Genomic DNA, 23,470 nt, shown 5'->3' with positions numbered 1-23,470 from the left:
TATTGAATTAATTGCCCAAAACTGCTTGAATATATAAGGTAGGGTCCATTAGGTTCTCAGCGATTTTAATAGATAATCGCATGACCCATTCTGCTCCAAAACCTATTCCTAACGATATTATAGAAAGAAAAAACACCGACCCAATCATAGCTCTTCTCTTTAGTGGTTTTAGGGCATTGAAATACTTGATGTGCTTTTTCTCTGGTAACTCAGGCCCATCTTTCCAAAATACCTCTGACCACATTCTTGCGATTACAAATAAGGTAAGGAAACTTCCTAAGATTATGAAAGCGACAACTAAAATATTTGATTGGTCCAGAGCTCCCTGAATGAGAAGTAACTTGCCCCAAAAGCCAGACAATGGAGGAATACCTACTAAAGAGAAAAGAGGTACAGCCATCAGTAGACTTAGTTTAGGATGTTCTTTATAAAAACCACCAAGTAAACGCATAGAATAGGTGCCCTTGAATTTAAAGATTAGCCCACTTACCATAAAGAGATTCGTTTTCACAATAATGTCATGTACCAGATAGAATATGGTACCTGCAATGGCGAGAGAGCTATAGACTCCTAAACCTGCAAGCATAAAACCAATGTGGCAAATGATAAGGTAGCTAAATATTTTTCTAATGTTATTCTGAATCAATGCGCCTATTCCTCCTGATAGGATGGTGAAAATAGCAAGCACCATGATCACCGTAGAAAGGAAAGTGTCAGGTACAAAAATCAAGGTAAAAACTCTTAACATGGCATAAACACCCACTTTGGTAAGTAGTCCACCAAATATGGCAGAGATGGCTGGCGGTGGGGTATGGTAGGAAGCAGGTAACCAAAAATAGAGTGGAAATACTGCTGATTTAATTCCAAAGCCTACTAAGAAGAGGATGGCTGTTACATTTACCAATCCTCTATTTTCTATCTCAGCCACGCGAAGTGAAAGGTCGGCCATATTTAAACTTCCCGTCAAACCGTAAAGTATGGCTATGGCTGTAAGAAATATAACAGAAGCCAATAAGTTCATGGTGACATACTTTATGGCACCTTCTATTTGGGCTTTTTCTCCCCCTATGGTCAATAGAACAAAAGAAGAGATAATGATGATTTCAAACCAAACATAAAGATTAAATAGATCACCAGTCAAAAAGGCCCCACTCAATCCCATGATTAGTAAGTGGAAAATAGGGAAATAGCCGAATTTGATACGGGCGTTTCTTACACTGCCTACCGAATACACGCTGACAGCAAGCCCTGCAATGGCTGTTAGCAAGACTAGAAGGGCACTAAAAGAATCGGCCACAAAAGTGATCCCAAAAGGTGCGCTCCATCCACCCGCTTGCATGATTTGAATGCCTTCATTGTCCACTTTTATCAGTAGCAATAGGCTGATTATTAGTGCTATTATGGATCCGGTTACAGAGATCAGCTTTTGAATGTTTTTGCTGCTCCATGAAAACATCAGCAAAATGGCTATTAAAAGCTGGAAAATTACCGGTAAAACAATATACGGGTTGTTCATAAGTCTTCGTCGGTTGCGTTCATTTCGTCCAGATCATCTGTTTTGACCACTTTATAGGCACGTTTGATTAGTATAATGGCAAAGGCTTGAAGGCCGAAACTAATTACTATGGCGGTAAGGATTAGTGCCTGAGGTACAGGGTCTGCATAAATTTCTCCCAACATCTTTTCTGAGGAGGCTATAATAGGGGGCTTTCCTTTAACTATTTTTCCTAATAAGAATATCAATAAATTGGCTCCATTACCGAGTAAGATCAGTCCGATAATTAACTTTACCAAACTTCTTCTCAGCATCATATAGATACCAGCGGCATACAAGAGCCCTATTATAATGACCAATAAAATTTCCATATTATAAACCTTCTGATATGGTGAAAATAATGGTGAGGGTGACACCAATAACTACCAAGTAAACGCCAGTGTCAAAAAACAAGGCGGTACCAACTGATCCTATTACAGGTACAGCATTCTCCATCCAAAGACCAGTCATAAACGCTTCCCCAAAGAACAGGGGCAAGGCACCAGAAGCCAAAGCCAAAAGTAATCCAACAGGCATTAAGAAACCTGGATGAATAGACATGATGTTTTTTGTTTTTTCTATTCCATTGGCGAATGAATGGATGACGAAAGCGATAGAGGCCATCAAGCCTCCCACAAAGCCACCTCCTGGTAAATAATGTCCACGCAATAATATAAAGATGGAAAAGAGTAATAATAGCGGCAGCAGGTATACCGAGGCCGTCTTGAATATGATGGTTTTCATAATTATTCTTTTTCAGTACTTTTTAGATGGAGTTTTAAAAGGCCAAATACACCGATGGCTGCAATCGCCAATACAGTGATTTCTACAATGGTATCCAAGCCCCTGAAATCAACAAGGATTACATTGACTACATTTTTACCTTTTCCAAGAATATAAGCATTCTTTGCATAGTATTCACTGATTTCCTTGGTGACAGATTCGTTCATGACTTCTAAGGTCAACACACTGATCAAGGCACCAAATACAAGGGCCAACAATCCATCCCTTATTTTATCATTGTTATCCGACAATACAAGGTACCTAGGTAGATTGTATAAAACCAATACAAATAGAATCACTGTCAAGGTGTCTATAGAGAATTGGGTCATGGCCAAATCCGGTGCAGAGTAGAATAAAAATATCATGCAAAAGGAATAACCTACCACACCCAAAGAGGCAACTGCAGTAAGTCTAGATTTGGAAAAGACAGTAAAGAATATTGCTGAGGCCATGATAATGATTACAATGGCTTCATATAGGGTGACCTCTGTAAGTTTGGCAGTATCTACATACAATTCCACACCTGTGAAGAAACGGTAGCCCAGTAAAATGGTCAAAAAGGAAAGAATGGTAATTAAATAATACCTTAAATAGCCATTTTGAAAGAACTTTGTCCATTGCCTGCTTAACAAAACAAAGCTGTTAGACAGGCCAACGATAATCGATTGAGGAGAAATCTTCTCAAACCTTGTAACCTTGGATAGCAAGCCTTCAGAAGGTTTTAATAAGAAATACAAAGCAGTACCCGAACCTATGGTAATGGCACTCAATAACAGAATCAGGTTAATGCCATGCCAAAGTTTCAAATGAAAATCAGGCGTGGCTCCTGTAATAGATTGAACTACAGGTTTTATTATGCTTCCTTCAATTAAACCTGGGGCCAGGCCAAACAAGATTCCTAAAACACCAAGTAATAAAGGAGGAATGTACATGGCAGGACCAGGTAGGTGAAGTTTTTTGAATTCTTCAGGCAATTTTCCTACAAAAGGTTTTATCCCAGCTAAAAAACCTGCAAATAACAAGGCTGCATTGGTGAAGACAGCCAATCCCGTAAGTAACCAAGCTATATCACCCATGCCTAGTGTAGCGTCATAAATTAAATCTTTTCCAACAAAACCGAAGGAAGGGGGGATTCCTGCATTAGAGATAGCTGCTAACATGGCTGCAATCCCCACAGGTAGCATTACTTTATTTAAACCTCCAAGTTTGCGTATGTCTCGGGTGCCAGTTTCATGATCAATAATTCCTGTGACAAGAAAAAGTGTCGCCTTATATAAGGCATGGACTAAAATGAAAACTGAAGCCGCCAATAAGGCCTCTTTTGTGCCAAGGCCTATTAAAAAAACCAATATTCCTAGAGCTGAGATGGTTGAATAGGCTAGGATTCCTTTCAGATCCAACCTGAACAAGGCATGGATGGCTGCATAAGTCATGGTAAGCGCACCAACTATTATAAGTGTACTGTTCCACCATTCATGGTTTCCCAATACTGGTGTAAACCTTGCCAATAAATAGATTCCTGCTTTCACCATCGTCGCAGAATGGAGGTAAGTAGATACAGGGGTAGGGGCTTTCATTGCGCCAGGCAACCAGAAATGAAATGGAAATTGAGCGGATTTGGTAAATGCTGCAATAAATAAGAACAACAATACCCACCCATAAAGGTCATTGGATTGAATAGATTCAGCCAAAGGAGCAAGGGCAGATATTTGATATTCACCCGTAATTTGACCCAAGCCGACCATTGCGGCCATCAAAAACAAACCACCAAAGCCCGTTACAGCCAATGCTGTGATCGCTGATTTCCTAGAAGCAGGGTTGTCATTATTGAAACCTATCAAGAAGAAGGAACTGATACTAGTAAGTTCCCAAAAGATAAAAAGAGTGTAGATATTATCAGACAGGACCAATCCAAGCATGGAAGCCATAAACATGGCCAGGTAGGCATAGAATCTGTCTAGATATTGATGGCCTTTTAGGTAGGAGGAAGTGTATATAAATACAAGGGTTCCGATTCCACTGATCAGTAAAACGAAAAGGTAGGACAATCCATCAAGGTTAAAATCAAGGTTCACCCCTATGGAGGGCACCCATTGATAACTGACCTTTAAAGTCTCCCCAGCCAGTATTAAGGGTAATTTTGAAAGGAAAAACCCAAAGATGGAAAATGGCAGAATGGCAACCCAAATGGTAGATTTAGGCTTCATCCAGCCCATTATCAGTGGGATTACTAAAGCCAAAATAAATCCCGAAATTACAGCAATCAACATCAGCGATTATTTAACGAGTTTGTTTAACGAAAGCCTAAAATACGAAAAATAATGTGATAAGACAGGTCTAATATAATCGTTTCCATTAATGGTTAGTTGATAAACCTAATAAGGCACTGATTGTAAGCAAAATATAATAAATGAGGTAATTAGTAGAGAAATTATACCGGAGTTTTGATGAAATAACTCAAAAAAATGTGCATTTTTGAGTTATTGCAAAGAATAAATATAACCTTTTCAACCATGGCTAACATCTACGAGACTGAAGTCGCAAAGCGTTTCACGATTTATAACAGTCTGTTTTTAGACCTGCCCTTTGACCAAATATATAGAACAGGCACATTGTTGCCGATCTTATCTGAGGCATGCCAAAGTGGGTTTCAAGAAAATAAAACGCCAAAGGAAATTATCCGCCAATTCTTTGAAGAATTAATGGCCGATAAACCTGAAGAAGAAAGGCATGATCTTCTTTTTAAAATGGTACAATACATCGAACGTCAGGTAGTGTTATTTGACTCGATAGAAGATGCCTCCTTCGAAAAATTCAATGACATCAAAGGTAAAGGTACCATGACGGCATTGATTGCCAGAGCGGAGAATGACCATAAAAAGGAAGAACTCATAGAAAAGTTGAAGAACTTTTCTGTTCGACTGACACTTACGGCACACCCAACGCAATTTTATCCTGGGAATGTTCTGGCGATTATCACTGATCTGGAGCAAGCAATAAGGAAAAATGACCTTGGTGATGTGGATCTTTTGCTTCGCCAATTGGGTAAAACAGCTTTCATTAACAAAGAGAAGCCTTCTCCTTATGAAGAGGCTGTAAGTTTAACCTGGTTTTTGGAGTATGTGTTTTATCCGAGCATATCGGATATCATGATCAGAATCCTCAACCAACTGAATATTCCGCTACATGATTGGGAGAATCCCAATTTGCTAAAAGTGGGTTTTTGGCCAGGTGGTGACAGGGATGGTAATCCTTTCGTTACTCATGAAATCACTAAAAAGGTTTCTGACAAGCTACAAAACAGCATTCTTAAGTGTTACTATAGAGATATACGTAAGGTAAGAAGAAGATTAACCTTTCATAATGTTGAAAGTCATCTTATTAAAGCAGAAAAAGGTATATACAATACTTTATTCAGTGGAGAGGGTGAGGTTTTCCATTCTAAAGATGAATTACTAGCTGTTTTATATGAGGCTAGAAAAGGCATAATAGAAGAGCATGGTGGCTTGTCACTTGAATTGCTGGATGAGTTCATTCTTAAAGTGAGGGTATTTGGGTTCCATTTTGCCAGCATGGACGTGAGGCAAGACAGTAGGAAACACGATGCCCTTTGGGATGAGATTTTAGAGAAAAGTGAAGGAGAGGCTGCTTTGGAGGCTTACCATCAAGGGGATGAGGAGGCGAAAATCCAAAAAATCCTTTCTGTTGATAAGTTGCCAGAAATCAATTCTCTGGAAGATCCATTTCATAGAGAAATGCTGGAGAGCATTTCCTCTATAGCCTATATTCAGAAAAACAATGGACCTATGGGTTGCCACAGGTACATTATTTCCAATAACCAGTCTGTACTGCATGTTTTGGAGGTCTATCAGTTAAATAAATTACTACTTGCAAATGGTGGTGATTTGTTCCTTGATATTGTGCCTTTATTTGAAACCATTGACGATTTGGCTGCTGCACACAGCGTTATGTCATCTCTTTATAACAATAAAACTTACAGAGACCACCTTCGTAAGCGAGGAAACAAGCAATCGATTATGTTGGGCTTTTCTGATGGAACCAAAGATGGTGGTTACATCAGGGCCAACTGGTCTATATTAAGGGCTAAGGAAGAGCTTACCAAAGTGGCAAGAGAGGAAGGGATAGATGTAGTCTTCTTTGATGGGAGAGGTGGACCGCCTGCAAGGGGTGGGGGAAACACTCATAACTTCTATGCTTCTCTCGGACCCAATGTGGAAAACCGTGAAATCCAGATTACCATACAAGGACAGACCATTAGTGCCAATTATGGCAAGCCAGTTAGTTGCTCTTATAATTTAGAACAATTACTTAGTGCTGGTATGGAAAGTCATTTGTATCCTTCAAGCGAAAACAGTTTGACTGATAAGCAAAAGTCGCTTATCGATGAGATGGCCGATATCAGTTATAATGCTTATAAAGAGCTTAAGAACCACGAACAATTTGTACCGTATTTGGAAAAAGTTACTCCATTGAAATTCTTTGGAATGACCAATATAGGATCCAGACCGGTAAAAAGAAGCAAAGGCGGTAGCATGAAATTTGAGGATTTGAGAGCCATACCTTTTGTAGGCGCTTGGGCCCAAATGAAGCAAAATATTCCAGGTTTCTTTGGCGTGGGTAAAGCCATAGAAGAGTTGGAAAAACAAGGCAGGTTAGGAGAGGTGCAGCAGTTATACAAAGATTCTTTGTTTTTCCGCTCACTATTGGGGAATTCCATGCAATCCCTTGCCAAGTCCTTTTATCCAGCAACAGCTTACCTCAAAGATGATCCACAATTCGGAGGTTTCTGGGAGTTGATGTACGGTGAGTACCAAAGATCTTATGATAAGATTCTTAGTGTGGCCGGTATGAGCACCTTGCTAGAGGACAGTCCATTGAGTAAAGAATCCATTGCCATCAGGGAAAGGATTGTTTTACCATTGATCACTATACAGCAGTATGCTATCCAGACCATATTAGAAAAAGGAAAAGAAGATACCGCCTTACAAAAGTTAATCCTAAGAACCATGTTTGGAATCATTAATGCCGCAAGAAATGCTGCTTAATACAAAATAGAAACGTTTCTAATGCTAATATAAGGGCCACTGTTACAGTGGCCTTTTTTTTATCTAAACGTAAGCCTTTTATTTGAATTCAGAAAGTAGTTATTGCTTAACCTACGAATAAATAATAATAGGAGAAAATAGAGATTGTATATTGATTAACTCTATGCAAATCCCTAGCATCATCCTAAGAAGGTGTAATGTTGTCCGCTTTATAAAACGTTTGATAAAATCTTGTTTTATCTTTATTGATTCAACTAAAAGAAGGTGGTTTAAGCCTAAAGAGTAGTTATAGTTTTTTAATTAGTATTTATTCCTTAGTTTTAGAGGTAGATGGAGGGTGAATAAATAGAACTGTGTGCTTTAGGCGGATGTTGTGCTTCATGCGAAAAAAAGAGTCATCAAGACTTCAAAATAGGATAAATCGAATGAGTTATGAATCAAAAGACTAAAACTACATGGACAAATTAAAGTTCTATATAACGAATAGATTCATTCTTCTTTTAGTCAGCATTGCGTTTTTCATAGGAATCCATTACCTGTTTACTGACTCAATTTTGCCTGACACTTCAACCAAAAATATTTGGTTCTACTCAGGACTTTTCATGTTGTTTTTTTCAGTCCTTTTTATCGAACCTTACTACTCATCTCCAAAAAATGTAATTACGAATTCAATCCCTTTATTACTCGTTTATGTTTCAATAAAGGAATCATTTACTAACGACACTCTTTGGTATTTTACAATAGTGTTAATTGGTGCTTTAATCGCTCTATCAATCATCGCTATTGCACTTACAGCAAATAATGAAAGTCCTGAATCATCTAGAAACAAATTATCAAATAGTATTAAAAATATTGCAGTTTTTGTCGGCCGGGGAAAAGTTATTTACTCTTTTGTTTTTATCTCTATTCTCATTCTTTACAAAGCAGAAATAGTAAAAGAAGTCAGCGACAGTTATCTTTTTTCGATGGTAGTACTATGGGGTTTAGTTTTAATTATTGACTCAAAGTCGCTTCATAATTCGTTTACTAGAGAAAAAAATAAAGTCCAACTAAATGCAATTGGGGAAATCTTTGGGGTTCAATCGAAGAAAATATTTCTAGTAAAGCTTTTTGAAGATAAAAGTAAGAGCATAAAACGATTTGATATAGTAACATTTAAGTATTCAATGCAAGATTCAGATACTTATGCAATTGCAGGTATTGTGTTCGATACATACCTCCTAAATCAAGAAAAATGGATTAAAGTATTACAATTAGGGACTACCAAGAGTGGTTTATCAAACTTAAAACGAAATTTAGTATGCAAAGTCGTTGAACCTAATGAAATAGAAGACCTCTCAAATTCCCTTAAAATTAAAGATTTAGTTGGGGTGGTCATTGAAAAATCATCCATTGGTTCCATAAAATTTGAGTATTCAAAACAAACCGATGACATTCAGGAGGGAGATTTATTAGAACTTACAGTAGGAAGTCGTAGGCTATTTTACCAAGTAATCGGGGGAACAACAGAACTTAAAAAATTAGAAAGTAAGAATGAAACAGGATTTATTGAAGGAGAAGCGATTCAACTAGGAGAATGGCAAAATGACCTTCTTTCTTTTCAAAAATTCGGTTGGGTTCCATCCATTAACACTCCTATTTTTAAAGCCGGCACAAGTAACACAGAAATTCAAGAGTTCGAATACCCGGAATTTCAACTAGGCACTATTCCAAACACAAAGCTACCTTCAATCATCAATTTAAATGAAGCTGTTAGCCATCATTTAGCGTTATTGGGTGTTACAGGCTCTGGAAAGTCATTCTTAGCAAGAGAAATAATTAAATCATTAAAAACAGATACAAATGTAATTTGTATTGATTTTACAGGTGAATACAAGACTGACTTAGAAGGGCTAAACCCAATTGAATTAATAAAAGTTGAAGGATTAAATTCTCTCGAAGAGACATTTGCTGAAAAGCACGAAAAGGCTTTAAATCATAAACCTGCGGAAGAACTTAAATTAAAGAAAAAGATTCAAGGTCAACTTGATGATTATGTAAAAGATTTTTTTGCAGGAGATGAAAACCTTGGATTATTTGAACTGCCTGCATTATCGAATACTTCGTTCATTTTAGAGTTTACTCAATTTTTTATTGAGAGCGTTTTTAATTACGCAAAAGCAAATAAAGGAAGTCGGGTGTGTTTGGTATTAGAAGAAGCACACACCATAGTTCCTGAGACAAACTTTTTAGGAGATTTAGGAGATTATGGTAGCTCTAAGGCACTAGTAAATAAGATGTCTCAAATTGCATTACAAGGAAGGAAGTATGGAGTTGGTTTAATTGTTATTGCTCAAAGAACAGCTAATGTATCAAAGACAGTACTTACTCAATGTAATTCAATTATTTGCTTCCAAGCTTTTGACGAAACCAGTTTTACTTTTTTAGGCAATTATATAGGCAAAGATTTAGTGCAAGCATTACCCAATTTGAAACGATATCACGCAATTGTGACAGGAAAAGCAATTAGATCTAACTTACCAATGATAGTAAACCTTGAAAGAAAAGTTGAATAAAGACAGGAAAACAAAAATAAGGTGTATAGTGCATAAATAAAATATGGTAAAATTTAACCTTTTCGTAAGTAGAAATAGAATCACGATTTCTAGGTGGTTAGTTATATTTGGTATCTTGATAATTGGTTGGTTTGTATTTAGAGGATATTTTTTCGATAATTTTATAAATCCCACTGAAAAAGTTTCTTTAGATAGTGCCTCCAAATTTGGAGACTTTATTGGTGGAGTAATTGGAGCAATTTTTACACTAGTCGGAATTGTTCTGCTATATGAAACGTTATCGTTTCAAAGAAAAGAACTAAAAGAAAGTAGACAGGTTTTTGAAAGTCAGCAATTTGAAAATACTTTTTTTAATCTTCTTAATTTATATCAAAATATTGTTGAATCTACACATTATGAAAATTTTGTTGGGCAATCACATAATGGTCAAGATTTCTTTGTTGAGAAGAAGAAAAAATGCTTTGAAGCATATAAAAGCACTAATTCAGCTTTTAAAAACCGAAAGATTGCAATTGACATATATGTTAATTATTATACTGAAAACAAAGAACAAATTGCCCATTATTTTCGAACTTTATATAGAATATTTAAGACAATTGATGGTTCTCATTTTAGTGAAGACAGAAAAATGTATTATGCTAAAATTGTAAGGGCTCAATTAACAGAATCAGAACTGTTCTTTATAAACTATAATGCTTGTACTGAATATGGGAAAAACTTCAGGAAGTTAATCATTAAATTCAATATCGTAAAGCATTTACCACTTTTTGAGAAGTTAGAATTTAATGAATGGCGTCAAAAACTAAATCAAGATAAAATTAATAGCCTCAATGCAGTCTTTTTAGGGATTATTGAGTATTTAAAAACAAACGAAACACCATATTATTACAAAACCTTTTTAAAGGGTCAATATGCTATAAAGGTAATAAATCAGATAACCTCTATTTCTTTACAAATCTTCAAAAACTCCAATGTAACACCAAGTCCTCACTTGCAATCAGGATATGGGTTAAATGATTTTTCTGACACAGAATTAGAAAAACTTCTTAAAGCTTTTTTTATTGAAACATTTAAGAATGGAAATTATGAAATTATAAAAGAAAATAAAAATATAAAGGTGATGACAGATGTTGAGAATAAAGGAAATGGAAAATCAGAAATATGGGTTAAAGCCATAAATCAAAAGAATGAACCAATTAAATTAAAATAATATGCAAAAAGTAATTCATATAAATATTAATGCTAAACCAGGAGACAATAAGAATTTATCAGAATTCGAAGCGCCTGAATTAAATAAGTACTTGGAAGATGGATATAAGGTCGTCAATGTCTATCAAATAGCTCCTAGTCCAAGTCTCTATTGCACAACTATTACCTTTGTTTTAGAAAAATAGCAATACGCTACAATAACTAAGTATTCTGAGGGCTACAAAAGCCTAGTCAGAATGTAATGTCGAATACTTAGAAAGTTTCAAGGTAAACTTTATTGACCCTTCGACCTTTTCGAAAGGCCAAGTGGCCATTTCATGGCAATGGGATATTTGGTTACTATGGGAATGTTTTTTCCTCTTTTTTTTTTAGAGCTTGAAGTATGAAAAAAATAGTTGGATATAGGCTGTTTGTTTGCTAAGTTTTACCTTTTTAGGTAATTAATTCCACTTTTTAAATGGTCTAAGTGTGATTAGTAGACTGTTATTGCCATTAGGACATACTTATCCCATTAAGCTAACTGGCGCTTTTTATTTTGCTTCCTGATTTTGTTAAACCAGTTAGCTGGTGGCCCCCGTTGGTCGAAGCATGCCACTGTATGCAGTTTCCCGGTTTTGCAACAAAGGCACTTTTGAGCAGGGAAGCAGATTTTTCCCCTACTTCTATTACCACCTGACCGATCTGCCTATTGATATTGACTTTATGTGTGGCCTTAAAAGCACTGGCGAGTATGCCTGATACGGATTAATGAAATGGGCGGGTAGTTTGCTTCTTCTTATTATCTTTATAAGTATTTATAAAGTAGGCTATCAGGCGCTACTCTACTGCTCAATAGAAGATTATGAAAGGAAAATGGATTGGAAAATATTGGTTCTCAGGAATTGTACCAGATTCCTTGAGAGACAGAAAAACTGAATTCGAAATAATCATTGAAAGTTTTGTTAATTCTAAAATATCAGGAAAGGTTTCTGACAATATAGAGACGGGAGGAACTTCAGGCATAGGAATTATCTCGGGAAAAATCAAAGATAATAAGGTTAAATTCGTCAAAAGAATGCCAGTTAAAACGTCTGTTTTAGAGATGGAACTAGAGTTGAGGAAAAGAAGCCACATAGACCGATTTACTATTCTGGAATAATGGATTCAGAATCGAATTTTATTAAAGGAACCTGGAAATTCAAAAGAGGTATTGGCTTTGTAAATGGGCGACTAGTAATTTATCCTAGAACAAGAGGTGAATGGGAAATGAAAAGAGCATAACACTGTATATAGTAAATAGGGTGTTAGAACACGTTCAGAACCTGATGAGATTATTGAGGCCTTGAAAAATCTATCTTAAAAAAAATTGCTGACTGAAGTTCCTGAACCCCATAAAGAGCAAGAATTGCTTGTAATTTAAAACCTTTATGAAGGTACTCCTGCTACTGTAGTAAACTGATGGTCCTATAAAACCCAACGTCGTATAAGTGAAATCATAGTTAAGTGTTGCGTATAACGTATGATATTTTTAAATTTGTACGTACAATTTAGAGCTATGGATTCAAAACTGACCTTAAAACTTGATAATGGTGTAATTGAGCGTGCGAAGATGTACGCCAAAGAACAGAACATTAGCTTGTCAAAATTAATTGAAAATTATTTGGATGCACTTACAAAGGGAAATGCTGGAAAGGCAGAAGTAAGCCCGTTGGTCAAGAGTTTAACAGGTGTGGTTAAATTGAAAGAAGGTGCAGAGAATAGAAAATACATTGATTATTTATCCAATAAGTATAACTAATGGATAGAATACTTGTAGATACCAATGTGGTTTTGGATTTATTAGGGAAACGGGAAAGTTTTTTAAAAGAGGCTCAGGAGCTATTTACCCTGGGTGATAAAGGAAAGGTGAAATTATTTGTGTCAGCACTTACTTTTGCCAATACCTATTATATCCTTTCTCAGCATTTGAAGGTTTCAAGTGCGAGAAAGGTACTTAGGCAGTTCAAGGTATTGGTTGAAGTTGTTCCCATAGATGATAAGGTGATTGAATTGGCGCTTGATTCGGAATTTAAAGATTTTGAAGATGCGATACAGTACTATTCTGCTATTGAAAATGGAGTTAGAATAATCATTACGAGAAACCAAAAAGATTTTAAGCATTCGAAGATTCCAGTATTGTCTGCCAAGGAATACCTCGGAATGAAAGGATGACAAAGCTTACGGGGAAAATATCCATATTCTTGTATCCATCCGAAAATAAGATCTTTTGTAAATGCTAGTCTGTTATAAACTGGTGACATTAAAACAAGTAGGAGGTAGATCCGATATTTTGCACATTTACTAAAGCGTATTAAATGAGGGGTTTTACAATCCTATTTTTTCTAACCATGATCATTTATACCTCCCATGGTCAAACTGGAGATCCTTATTATCTAGGTCTCAATAATTATCCTCGATTAAAATTACCTCCTACTCACTTTTCCCTCCAAAATCCACCCCCATATTATAAAGGGTAAAGGCAAAGATATCTGCCTGTTCCTCAATCACCTTCGAAGTAGGCTTGCCTGCACCATGTCCTGCATTGGTTTCGATTCGGATCAATACGGGCAATTCTCCTTTATGGGCTTCCTGAAGTGCTGCAGCAAATTTAAAGGAATGTGCAGGAACCACACGGTCATCATGGTCGGCCGTAGTGACCAAAGTTGCAGGGTAGGCTGTTCCTTGCTTCAAGGCATGAACAGGTGAATAACTTTTTAGGTACCGGTACATCTCTTCACTCTCATCTGCAGTTCCGTAATCATAGGCCCATCCTGCCCCTGCAGTAAACTGATGGTACCTTAGCATGTCCATAACTCCCACAGCAGGCAAAGCCACTCTGGCAAGATCAGGTCTTTGGATCATCGTAGCACCCACGAGTAGCCCACCATTGCTACCGCCTTTGATGGCCAAGTAGTCACTTGAAGTGTATCCTTCATGAATTAAATACTCTCCCGCAGCTATGAAATCATCAAATACATTTTGCTTCTGAAGTTTAGTGCCAGCCTTGTGCCAATTTTCACCATATTCTCCACCTCCCCTGATATTAGGGACAGCATAAATACCACCATTTTCTAACCATACGGTATTGGCTATGCTGAAAGCAGGTGTGAGGCTAATGTTAAAACCGCCATATCCGTACAATATTGTAGGGTTCTTGCCATTCAAGGCCAAGCCTTTTTTATGGGTGATGATCATAGGTACTTTAGTGCCATCCTTGGAAGTGTAAAAAACCTGATGGCTTTCATAGGCCTCTGGGTCAAAATTCAGTTGGGGTTGTCGGTAAAGTTTACTCTTCCCTTCTCTTATTGAATAACGATAAATGCTTCCCGGTTGCACATAGGAAGTGAAGGAATAATAAATGCTGTCTTGCGTTTTTTTGGAGGAGAAACCACTAACAGTACCTGCTCCGGGAAGTTCGATTCTGCTTTCTTCCTTGCCTTCATAGTCATATTGGCGAATTTCGCAGATGGCGTCTTTTAAGTAAGTAGCAAATAGCTTCCCACCACCTTTGGATACTTGCATGACTTGTTCTTTTTCAGGAACAAGCACCTGCCATTTTTCCGGTTCGGGATTGTTCAGGTCAATTTTTACCAGTTGGTTGTTTGGTGCATCCTTGTTGGTTTGGACCAACAGCCATCCTTCCCGATGATCCAAAACGCCATGGTTATTGTTCATATTGGCTACGATGGGCTTGATGGTACTACCTGCTTTGCTTAAATCTTTGATGTACAATTCGTTTCCAGTGGTGCTGTTAGCAGCACTAATAACAAGGACTTGATCATCCTCCGTAACAGTACATGAAACATACCTTTTAGGTGTTTCATCATTTCCAAATACCAGTACATCTTCAGCTTGTGTGGTACCCAATTCGTGGAAATAAAGCCTGTGATCATTGGTCAATGCAGAAAGCTTGGATCCGTCAGGTTGGGCATAGGTACTGTAGTAAAAGCCTTTTTTTCCTTCCCATGAAATGCCTGTGAATTTGGCATCCTTGATTTGATCTTTTAGTAAGGTCTTGCTTTCGGTGTCCATGACATAGATATCCCTCCAATCCGATCCTGCGACAGAAACAGCATAGGCAAATAAACTTCCATCTTTGGTGAAGACAATACTGGACAAGGAAGTGCTGCCATCTTCAGACAGCTTATTGGGATCCAAAAAGACTTCTTCATTTCCTTCATCCCGTGATCTGTACAGCACAGACTGATTTTGCAGTCCGTCATTCTTAAAGTAATAAGTCCAGTCACCGTAGAAAAAAGGAGCCCCTACTTTCTCATAATTCCATACTTTTTCAAGCCTTTCTCTTATGGCCTCTCTAAAAGGAATTTTATCCAAGTAATCAAAAGTGACTTTATTTTGGGCAATCACCCATTCTTTGGTGTTTTCAGCATAATCGTCCTCTAGCCATCGGTAAGGGTCTGCTACTTCTTCCCCCCAATACAAGTCAACATGATCAGATTTTCCGGTAATTGGGTATTCCACAGGTATAGGTTTGAAATGGTTTTCATTAGTACATGCCAAGGTCAGAATTGTCAGACACAAAAGACTGTTTTTTTTCAATTTGGGTAATAATATAAAGTCGTTTTGCATCATTTTCCTTTTTATGACATTGACATAAACAATGGCGATTATAAATACATCATTCTTTAACCCGGATTATGTAATACAATTCGTGATGAGTGTTGCAATCGCAAGAAAATCAGGCTGATTGGAGATTTTAGCATAGCGCCGCTATGGTGAAATTGAAAACAGCAACGAAGTGGCTGATTTTAAAGCGATTTCAGCACGTAATAGAATGTCTAATGCATAATTCGGGTTTAAATTTAGGCATTTATTTTTTTGTGTTCAGGTAATTTTAGAAAAAGGAAGAACCGTAAATGTTAAATTTAGTCGGATATTAGTCGCTTTGCTACTTGGCTGGTTGAAAAATGAGGCAAATCCTTGTGAAGGAAACCAATTATCACTACAATAAATACCGTCACTTTAAAAGTGAATAAAGTTGGCAGTAAATTTTTTGTCTTTGCTAATTTTGAAAACAAAAGCCAAGCTGTTTTACCTACTTATCTATCTGAAAAAAACGATGAGAAATAAAAAGTATATTTTAATTGTTGGAATGCTATTCTTCCTATTTGGTGGCTACTTTATTGCTGACAAGATGCTTTTCAGTGGGGTTAAACCCAGGGCTGTAGACGGGAATGGTTTTCAAGCAAACTTCTTTGCCAAGGAAAGCATTAAGAATAGCCCCACAGTAATCTTGATAGGTGGAGGCCAATGGGGAGATTATTGGGGCCAACAATTTGCTCAAAAAGGCTTGGTTGGATTGTCGCTACCTTATATAGGAAAGGAAGGATTGCCAGAATTGCCTGAAGGAATTGAGTTGACCTATTTTGAAAATGTCCTCAATTGGCTTAAAGCGCAAACAGAGGTTAATCCAAACAAAATAGTGGTGATGGGTGCTTCAAGAAATGCTGAATTAGCGCTGGTGCTTGCCTCAGTATTACCCAAACACATTCGTGGCGTGGTGGCTTATGCCCCAAGTGCTGTGTCTTGGTCAAATACTGTTTTGCCCTATAATTCCAATGAAATAAAAGCGAGTTGGAAATACAAAGGAATTGATATTCCTTATCTGCCTATGGATAAAATCAAGGGAAATAAGACCAATAAAATTGAGATGGAAGGCTATTGGTTGGATGGATTGGCGAAAAAAGATTTACTTCAAAAAGCCATGATCAAGGTAGAAAATATTAACGGGCCTATCCTGCTTTTTTCTGGAACGGATGACAAGGTCTGGCCATCCTCAGTCATGGCAGACTTGATAGAAAAGAGATTGACGGAACATGACTTTGAGCATGCCTTTCAGAATATTAAATATGACAATGCGGGACATTTAATTTCTAACAATCCTGAGCATAAAGAGCGCCTTAGAACCGGAAGGGTCAACATTGATGGAAAAGAGTATACTTATGAATTTGGCGGGACTGAGGGTGGTGATTTCAAAGCAAAACAAGAAGCCAAAATAAAGTTGATGGAATTCATTGATAAGTTATAAATTAGAAGAATTGACCTGTACAAAGGGGTATGTTACAGGGACGGAACCATTTCCGTATAAAAACCTTCAAATCTATTTTTTGAGATAAAAGAGAAATGTTTGGAGACTGGGAGATAAAGTTCAAATCTTTTCACCAAACATTACCTGAAAAGTATCTTTTCAATTCCAAAACAACCCGAGCACGAATCAGTTATATCCTAAGAAATGACAGGAACTAATACGGATAGAATTATCGAGATGGCATGGGAAGATAAAACGCCATTTGAAGCCATACGAGCTCAATTTGGGCTTTCGGAAGCCGAAGTGATTGTTTGCATGCGCAGGGAATTAAAACCCAGTTCATTCAGGAACTGGAGAAAGCGGGTGAACAGTGGCACAAATCAAAAACATCTTCTCAAGAGAAATGGGGCCATAAACCGTTTTAAATCTTCCAGGCAAAGAGCGATTTCCAACAATAAAATTTCAAAAAGATAGCCTTTCCAACCAACATAGAAGCCATAAGAAAGCGGATTACAGCAATAGACCCTGTACGCTATGCCCAAACCCGGAATTATGGAGATGGAGCGGTTACCCGCCTGAGTCCATATATTTCTAGGGGTGTAATCAGTACCAGACAGGTTTACGAACACATCATTTCCTTAGAAAGGGCAGAAGAAAATTCCGAAAAACTTATTCAGGAACTTGCCTGGAGAGATTATTGGCAGCAGGTATGGTTGGCTAAAGGGGATGCGATACATACAGACCTTAAGCAGGCACAAAAGCCAATTTCAAATTATCAGGTGCCAAAGGCTATTGTTGAGGCGTCCACTGGTATCGAGGTGGTAGATGAGGCCATCATAGAATTGTATGAAACCGGCTATATGCACAATCACATGCGCATGTATGTAGCAGCCATTTGTTGCAATATGGGACATTCCCATTGGTTGCCCCCTGCAAGATGGATGTATTCACATCTTTTGGATGGAGATATTGCGAGCAATCAGCTCAGCTGGCAATGGGTGGCAGGAACCTTTTCCAATAAGAAGTATTATGCCAACCAGGAAAACATCAATAGATTTTTCCACAGTGCGCAGCAGCATACTTTTCTGGATGTTCCCTACGAGCATTTTGATAGCATGGAAATCCCCAATGTATTGAAGGACAATATTGCTTTAAAAGTGGGCCTTTATTTACCAAAAATGGAAAATCCTCCTGTGTTGGTGGACCAAAACACCCTTGTCTACAACTACTATAATCTAGATCCTGATTGGCATAAGGAGGAAAGTTTTCAACGGGTGCTCCTTCTGGAACCCTCTCAATTTGAAAAACACCCTGTCCATCAAAAATGTATCGATTTTGTGATTGGTTTGTCTGAAAATATTTCGGGCATCAAATTATTTGTGGGGGAATTTGAAGCGCTTCTGGCCCAAATAAGCCAAGAGAAAATCACTTATAAAGAACATCCGCTCAATAGACATTATCAAGGTCACCAAGAATCCCGGGAATGGCTTAGTACAGTCACAGGTTACTATCCTTCCTTTTTCTCCTTTTGGAAGAAGTGTAAGAAAGAACTGTTAAAATGAAGAAAAGAGACCTTCCCAGCAAAATTTGTCTTACTTGTAAACGCCCGTTTAGCTGGCGCAAAAAGTGGGAAAGGGATTGGGAGCATGTGAAATACTGCAGTGAAAAATGCAAACGAAGTAAAAGCCATGAAAGCCATTAATATTGTTTTTCCGCATCAGCTTTTTGAAAATAGCGAACTAATAAAAAGCGGACATGAGACTTACCTGATAGAAGAGTACCTTTTCTTCCGGCAATACAAATTTCACAAGCAGAAAATAACCTTTCATCGGGCTTCCATGAAGGCTTATGAAAAATACCTTCAAGACCTTAAAATTAAGATCCAATATATAGCTTCCGACGATGCCTTGTCCGATATCAGAAAGTTTCACCAGGAAATTAAAGTTAAAGGGATTGAGACAATCCGCCTTATAGACCCTGTCGATGATTGGTTGATGCAGCGCATTCAAAGTCTCTCCAAATACTGTGAAGTCAAGGTTTTTCCAAGTCCACAATTTTTGAACAATGAAGAAGACCTAGACTATTTCTTTAGAAAGGAGAAAAAATCATTTTTGCAGGCCACCTTTTACAAGCAGCAACGTAAAAGACTTGGAATACTGATCGATGAAGAGCAAAACGCCATGGGAGGGCAATGGTCTTATGATGCGGAAAACAGGAAAAAATTCCCCAAAGGGAAAACACTTCCAGCCATAAATTTCCCTGAAAAATCAAAGGTATGGGAAGAGGCCTGTGCCTATACAAAAAAATGGTTCGGCGATAATCCAGGCGATGTATCCAAAGACAGAATTTATCCTATCAATTATAAAGAAGCAAAAGATTGGCTTGAGCAGTTTTTAACTTATCGCTTTCATGATTTTGGCAAATACGAAGACGCCATATTAAAGGAGCCTTCTTTTATCAATCATAGTCTGCTTTCTCCATTAATGAATAGCGGCTTGATTTTACCCTCGGAAGTAGTAAAGCGAGCCCTTTCCTTTGCAGAGGAAGAGGGGATACCCATCAATTCCACAGAGGGATTTATTCGCCAAATTATCGGCTGGCGTGAATTTATTCGAGGGATGTATCTTTGCAAGGGTAGGTATTCCCGTACCCGCAACTTCTGGAAGTTCAAAAGAGAAATACCCCAATCTTTTTATGAGGGGACCACTGGAATAGTGCCTGTAGACCAAACCATTAAAAAAGTGCTTCAGACCGGTTACTGCCACCATATTGAAAGGCTAATGGTTCTTGGGAACTTTATGCTCCTTTGTGAGTTTGATCCCGATGCCGTTTACCGTTGGTTTATGGAACTGTTTATTGATGCTTATGACTGGGTGATGGTGCCAAATGTGTATGGCATGTGTCTCTTTGCTGATGGAGGAACTTTTGCTACCAAACCCTATATAGGAGGGTCAAACTACCTAAGGAAGATGAGCAATTATCCCGGTGGAGAATGGGAGGAAATATGGGACGGCATGTTTTGGCGGTTTGTCATGAAACAGGAGGATTTTTTCCGGAAGAATCACCGTACCAATATGCTGGTATATTCCCTTGATAAAATGGATAAAGACAAACAACAGACTCATCTTGACAATGCCGAATCTTTTATCAAGAACAAGTTGGGAGGAGATGCTGAGTGATTATTTCTGATTGAAGGGCAATAAAGCACTTTTGGGCGACATGAACCCGGTTTTGCACCGGGATTTATCAATGATTTTACTCTGATACAAAGTTAAAAAGATCATATTATTGTTTAGAATACCTACGTTGGCTTAGTTACTTTATTACACCTTCACATACGCTCCTTTTTTTGACATTCGTCAAGTTAAAGTATGCCTATTATAAACAAGAGTTAGTGAGTCTCATAGATACTAAATCATAATTTGATAATATTACGTATATTTAAATATGGAATGGAGAACGTATATTTCAGCTGATCAGAATGTGCTTCTTGGAAAGCCAACAGTTAAAGGAACAAGAATTTCTGTAGAGCACATTATTGGCTTATTAGCCCAGGGATGGACTGAGAAACAAATCCTCGAAAATCACCCACGATTAACAAAAGAATCTTTGCAGGCAGTATTCTCCTATATTCAAGAATGCCTGAAAGACGGTCTTCTTTATTCGAACGCGTAATTTGCTAAGGTTTGAAATTTCTAGCAAATGAAAATATTCCTATTTCAAGTGTAATTTATCTCAAATCTCAGGGTTTTGACATAACGGCAATTGGTCTCGACAATCCTAGCATTTCTGATGACCAAGTTATGAATATTGCTATTAACGAAGAGCGTACTATTATTACATACGATAGTGATTATGGGGAACTCATTTTTAAGTATGGCTATAAACCAAAAGCTGGAGTAATTTTCATTCGATATCAACCCTCTGAACCTTTGGAACCAAGTAAGATACTTGAACAACTTACATCTATACCCGGATTGTCCTTTGACCGGACTCTAACAGTAGTAGACACTAATTCAATAAGACAAAAAAAATATTAATGCCCTCTGAATATTTACTTTAAAGTTGAGGATGATAGACTTGAAGTAAAATTATTCTTATCTACTCAACTAATGTTAGAAAATAAGCATAAAAATACTCTTATAATTTAGGCTAAGGCCAAGGTTTTCTCCTATTGTCTTAGGAATGGTCTTTAACCCATTCCTATTGAAATGATTTTAGACCAATCATTTTTGGTTAAAATTTTGGAAAAAGGAATTATATCCGGCTATTCAATAGCTGCCTACTTTAGCTGGAGGCATCATATATTGAGAGCACCGGCTTTAAAACATTAATCAAAACTTTCCTAAATACTCCAGATCGATTTAAATGTCTTTAAAAACCAAAGCCAGGAGGCCTCAGACATTAACGAAAAGCCGGTTTCAAAATTGACCTTACTGAAGGCTATTGCCCTTCAAAGCCAAATCATTAATACCCTGGGTGGCGCCCCTTCGTTGGCATACCTAGGGCTACAAAGGCTGCACTCCTCTGGATTGCTGCATTGAATACTACCTGTTTGTTTGCTGCGTTTTTAAAATGTTAATTTCCGAAATGATGATTTTTTCATAATCTTAATATAGGATAATGATTATTAACTTTGGCAGGTTAACCAGTTAATTGAATATTTCGTAACTTAAATATATGGAGACTCAACTTTTAGACAGGATTACGGTTAACCCTGAAATTTGCCATGGGAAACCCACAATTGGAAATAAAAGGTATACGGTGGACTTGATTCTTGACCTTTTGTCCGCAGGATCAACTCATGCCGAAATTCTGGAAGATTATCCTAAATTGGAAGAAGAGGATATCTTGGCCTGTTTAGCCTACGCAAGCAAATTATTAAAGTATTCAAGCTATACTAAAACCTCAGTTTTAAACTGGTGTTAAATCTACAACTTTAAAGAGATTGATTAAATCCAGATGTAAAGTCCTCTATCTGGAGGTCTGACATTGTACTGCAGTTGGAATGGTTCTCTCTCAAAAATAGCGTGTTTTAGCATTGCCAATTAGATCATTCTCAAAACGTAAATGAAGAACGCCTAAAAGCCCATTTTTCTAATGCATTGCCCTAAAATTAGATGGAGATTGATAGATAAATCAGTATCTTGTACTATTAGAATAAACCTAAATTCCTCCACTTATGAAATACAAGCAATCGCAGTTTGGATGGGTTGTAATTATATTGTTTACACTTTTGGTAGCTTTTCTCTGCCAGGCTTATGCCTTTCAGTGGGGAGGCAATCCACTTCCTTTTATTCCTTTCCTAGCATTGAGTTCAATTCTTGTGATTTTAGGGCTAATGCTTTACAAACTTACGGTAGAAGTTAAGGGCACTACCCTCAGACTGTCCTATGGCATAGGACTGATAAGCCTTAAATTTAATATCGATGAACTAGAGGAAACGGAGATTATCAGGGTGCCGTGGTATTATGGTGTTGGAATCAGGATCACCCCAAAGGGCATGCTATACAGCATACATGGATGGAAAGCATTGCAGATAAATTTTAAAAGCAAAGGGAAAAGTAAAAGGGTGATGGTGGGAACTGCTGAGCCAGAACTGCTGAAAAAGGTATTAGAACACAATTGCAAAAAGTAATTCAAAATTAGATATAGGCTTATTCAATCAGAAAATTATGGCAGGAGAAAAACAGGATTCAGTTTGGCCACAACCTAAGTTTTACTTTAAGGTAAAGTTTGAAACACTGGATAACCCGGTTTCTTTTCAGGAGGTATCAGGTTTGGATCCAGAAGCAGCGTCTTTGGAATACAGAAGGGGTGAAAGCAAGTCCTTTTCTGCCATAAAAATGCCCGGAATTTCAAAAAGTGGTAATGTAGCCCTAAAAAAAGGCCTTTTTCCAGATGAGGGTAAATTCAATAATTGGATCAATGCAATAAAAATGAATGTGGTAAGACGGGAGAATGTTATTATTCAATTGTTAGATGAATCCGGAAATCCTTCAATGACCTGGTCTTTATCCAATGCCTGGGTCAGCAAAGCCACCGGATTTGACCTTAATTCGAATACAGAGGAAGTAGCCATTGAAACAATAGAACTTGGCTACGAAGGTTTAACCATAATTAATGCGTAAACTTTCTATCGAATAGCTTTTAAACCCGAAATATGCAATAGACAATCTATTACGTGCTGAAATCGCTTCAAAATTCCCAATCGTTGCTGTTTTCAATTTCACCATAGCGGTGCTATGCTAAAATC

General features: G+C 37.5%; 22 protein-coding genes and 1 pseudogene. 17 read left to right on the top strand and 6 right to left on the bottom strand.

Annotation, left to right across the window (positions count from 1 at the left end):
- Positions 1-7 precede the first annotated feature (7 nt).
- From AC13EX_RS11475 to AC13EX_RS11460, 4 genes are read right to left on the bottom strand one after another with little or no spacing between them, the layout of a single operon-like run.
- The gene (locus tag AC13EX_RS11475; protein WP_482892785.1) at positions 8-1,516 is read right to left on the bottom strand and encodes a Na+/H+ antiporter subunit D; all 1,509 of its coding nucleotides are present in this window, start codon (positions 1,514-1,516) and stop codon (positions 8-10) included.
- Positions 1,513-1,866 carry a Na+/H+ antiporter subunit C gene (locus AC13EX_RS11470; RefSeq protein ID WP_048642461.1) on the bottom strand — a complete coding sequence of 118 codons (354 nt, stop codon included), beginning with the start codon at positions 1,864-1,866 and terminating at the stop codon, positions 1,513-1,515. Before AC13EX_RS11470 ends, AC13EX_RS11475 begins: the two co-directional genes overlap by 4 nt.
- Position 1,867: 1 nt before the next feature.
- Positions 1,868-2,278, bottom strand: coding sequence for a Na+/H+ antiporter subunit B (locus AC13EX_RS11465; protein WP_048642462.1), 411 nt, complete (start codon positions 2,276-2,278; stop codon positions 1,868-1,870).
- Between the two features lie 2 nt (positions 2,279-2,280).
- The gene (locus tag AC13EX_RS11460; protein WP_482892784.1) at positions 2,281-4,587 is read right to left on the bottom strand and encodes a putative monovalent cation/H+ antiporter subunit A; all 2,307 of its coding nucleotides are present in this window, start codon (positions 4,585-4,587) and stop codon (positions 2,281-2,283) included.
- Between the two features lie 243 nt (positions 4,588-4,830).
- On the opposite strand from AC13EX_RS11460, the gene AC13EX_RS11455 reads away from it, so the two are divergent.
- The 4 genes from AC13EX_RS11455 to AC13EX_RS11440 all read left to right on the top strand — a co-directional run bounded on the left by AC13EX_RS11455 (position 4,831) and on the right by AC13EX_RS11440 (position 11,332).
- Positions 4,831-7,383 carry a phosphoenolpyruvate carboxylase gene (locus AC13EX_RS11455; RefSeq protein WP_339712708.1) on the top strand — a complete coding sequence of 851 codons (2,553 nt, stop codon included), beginning with the start codon at positions 4,831-4,833 and terminating at the stop codon, positions 7,381-7,383.
- 455 nt (positions 7,384-7,838) lie between these two features.
- On the top strand, positions 7,839-9,938 hold the full coding sequence (locus AC13EX_RS11450) for an ATP-binding protein (protein ID WP_482892783.1): 2,100 nt from the start codon (positions 7,839-7,841) through the stop codon (positions 9,936-9,938).
- Positions 9,939-9,981: 43 nt separating this feature from the next.
- On the top strand, positions 9,982-11,148 hold the full coding sequence (locus AC13EX_RS11445) for a putative phage abortive infection protein (protein ID WP_482892782.1): 1,167 nt from the start codon (positions 9,982-9,984) through the stop codon (positions 11,146-11,148).
- A 1-nt stretch (position 11,149) separates the two neighbouring features.
- A complete protein-coding gene (locus AC13EX_RS11440; RefSeq protein ID WP_482892781.1) occupies positions 11,150-11,332 on the top strand; it encodes a hypothetical protein in 183 nt (60 codons plus the stop codon).
- Positions 11,333-11,658: 326 nt separating this feature from the next.
- On the opposite strand, the pseudogene AC13EX_RS11435 reads toward AC13EX_RS11440, so the two are convergent.
- Positions 11,659-11,882, bottom strand: a pseudogene (locus tag AC13EX_RS11435) (IS91 family transposase); the annotation flags it as partial.
- 106 nt (positions 11,883-11,988) lie between these two features.
- Between AC13EX_RS11435 and AC13EX_RS11430 the strand changes: the two are divergent.
- From AC13EX_RS11430 to AC13EX_RS11420, 3 genes are all read left to right on the top strand, one after another.
- The gene (locus tag AC13EX_RS11430; protein ID WP_482892780.1) at positions 11,989-12,285 is read left to right on the top strand and encodes a hypothetical protein; all 297 of its coding nucleotides are present in this window, start codon (positions 11,989-11,991) and stop codon (positions 12,283-12,285) included.
- A gap of 396 nt (positions 12,286-12,681) precedes the next feature.
- Entirely contained in the window at positions 12,682-12,924 is a 243-nt protein-coding gene (locus tag AC13EX_RS11425) for a DUF6364 family protein (RefSeq protein ID WP_482892779.1), read from the top strand.
- Positions 12,924-13,337 carry a type II toxin-antitoxin system VapC family toxin gene (locus AC13EX_RS11420; protein ID WP_482892778.1) on the top strand — a complete coding sequence of 138 codons (414 nt, stop codon included), beginning with the start codon at positions 12,924-12,926 and terminating at the stop codon, positions 13,335-13,337. Before AC13EX_RS11425 ends, AC13EX_RS11420 begins: the two co-directional genes overlap by 1 nt.
- A gap of 258 nt (positions 13,338-13,595) precedes the next feature.
- Here AC13EX_RS11420 and AC13EX_RS11415 read toward each other — a convergent pair whose 3' ends face one another.
- Entirely contained in the window at positions 13,596-15,758 is a 2,163-nt protein-coding gene (locus AC13EX_RS11415; protein ID WP_482892777.1) for a prolyl oligopeptidase family serine peptidase, read from the bottom strand.
- A 487-nt stretch (positions 15,759-16,245) separates the two neighbouring features.
- On the opposite strand from AC13EX_RS11415, the gene AC13EX_RS11410 reads away from it, so the two are divergent.
- The 10 genes from AC13EX_RS11410 to AC13EX_RS11365 all read left to right on the top strand — a co-directional run bounded on the left by AC13EX_RS11410 (position 16,246) and on the right by AC13EX_RS11365 (position 23,345).
- Positions 16,246-17,214 carry an acyl-CoA thioester hydrolase/BAAT C-terminal domain-containing protein gene (locus AC13EX_RS11410; RefSeq protein ID WP_482892776.1) on the top strand — a complete coding sequence of 323 codons (969 nt, stop codon included), beginning with the start codon at positions 16,246-16,248 and terminating at the stop codon, positions 17,212-17,214.
- A 204-nt stretch (positions 17,215-17,418) separates the two neighbouring features.
- Positions 17,419-17,688, top strand: a complete 270-nt coding sequence (locus AC13EX_RS11405) for a TIGR03643 family protein (RefSeq protein WP_482892775.1) — start codon at positions 17,419-17,421, stop codon at positions 17,686-17,688.
- The gene (locus tag AC13EX_RS11400; RefSeq protein ID WP_482892790.1) at positions 17,685-18,776 is read left to right on the top strand and encodes an FAD-binding domain-containing protein; all 1,092 of its coding nucleotides are present in this window, start codon (positions 17,685-17,687) and stop codon (positions 18,774-18,776) included. The genes AC13EX_RS11405 and AC13EX_RS11400 overlap by 4 nt, the downstream gene beginning before the upstream one ends.
- The gene (locus AC13EX_RS11395; protein WP_482892774.1) at positions 18,773-18,916 is read left to right on the top strand and encodes a DUF2256 domain-containing protein; all 144 of its coding nucleotides are present in this window, start codon (positions 18,773-18,775) and stop codon (positions 18,914-18,916) included. Before AC13EX_RS11400 ends, AC13EX_RS11395 begins: the two co-directional genes overlap by 4 nt.
- Positions 18,876-20,393 carry a cryptochrome/photolyase family protein gene (locus AC13EX_RS11390; protein ID WP_482892773.1) on the top strand — a complete coding sequence of 506 codons (1,518 nt, stop codon included), beginning with the start codon at positions 18,876-18,878 and terminating at the stop codon, positions 20,391-20,393. Before AC13EX_RS11395 ends, AC13EX_RS11390 begins: the two co-directional genes overlap by 41 nt.
- 268 nt (positions 20,394-20,661) lie before the next feature.
- Positions 20,662-20,889: a DUF433 domain-containing protein gene (locus tag AC13EX_RS11385; RefSeq protein WP_048642480.1), complete on the top strand. Its 228-nt coding sequence runs from the start codon at positions 20,662-20,664 to the stop codon at positions 20,887-20,889.
- A gap of 11 nt (positions 20,890-20,900) precedes the next feature.
- The gene (locus AC13EX_RS11380) at positions 20,901-21,254 is read left to right on the top strand and encodes a DUF5615 family PIN-like protein (protein WP_482892772.1); all 354 of its coding nucleotides are present in this window, start codon (positions 20,901-20,903) and stop codon (positions 21,252-21,254) included.
- A 640-nt stretch (positions 21,255-21,894) separates the two neighbouring features.
- Positions 21,895-22,143 (top strand): DUF433 domain-containing protein, encoded by a 249-nt coding sequence (locus AC13EX_RS11375; RefSeq protein WP_048642482.1) that lies wholly within the window; start codon positions 21,895-21,897, stop codon positions 22,141-22,143.
- A gap of 253 nt (positions 22,144-22,396) precedes the next feature.
- Entirely contained in the window at positions 22,397-22,852 is a 456-nt protein-coding gene (locus AC13EX_RS11370; protein ID WP_482892771.1) for a hypothetical protein, read from the top strand.
- Between the two features lie 37 nt (positions 22,853-22,889).
- On the top strand, positions 22,890-23,345 hold the full coding sequence (locus tag AC13EX_RS11365) for a phage tail protein (RefSeq protein WP_482892770.1): 456 nt from the start codon (positions 22,890-22,892) through the stop codon (positions 23,343-23,345).
- The last annotated feature ends 125 nt before the right edge of the window (positions 23,346-23,470 follow it).

The organism is Cyclobacterium sp. L-R (assembly GCF_056859355.1).
This window is presented reverse-complemented; position numbering and strand designations above follow the sequence as displayed.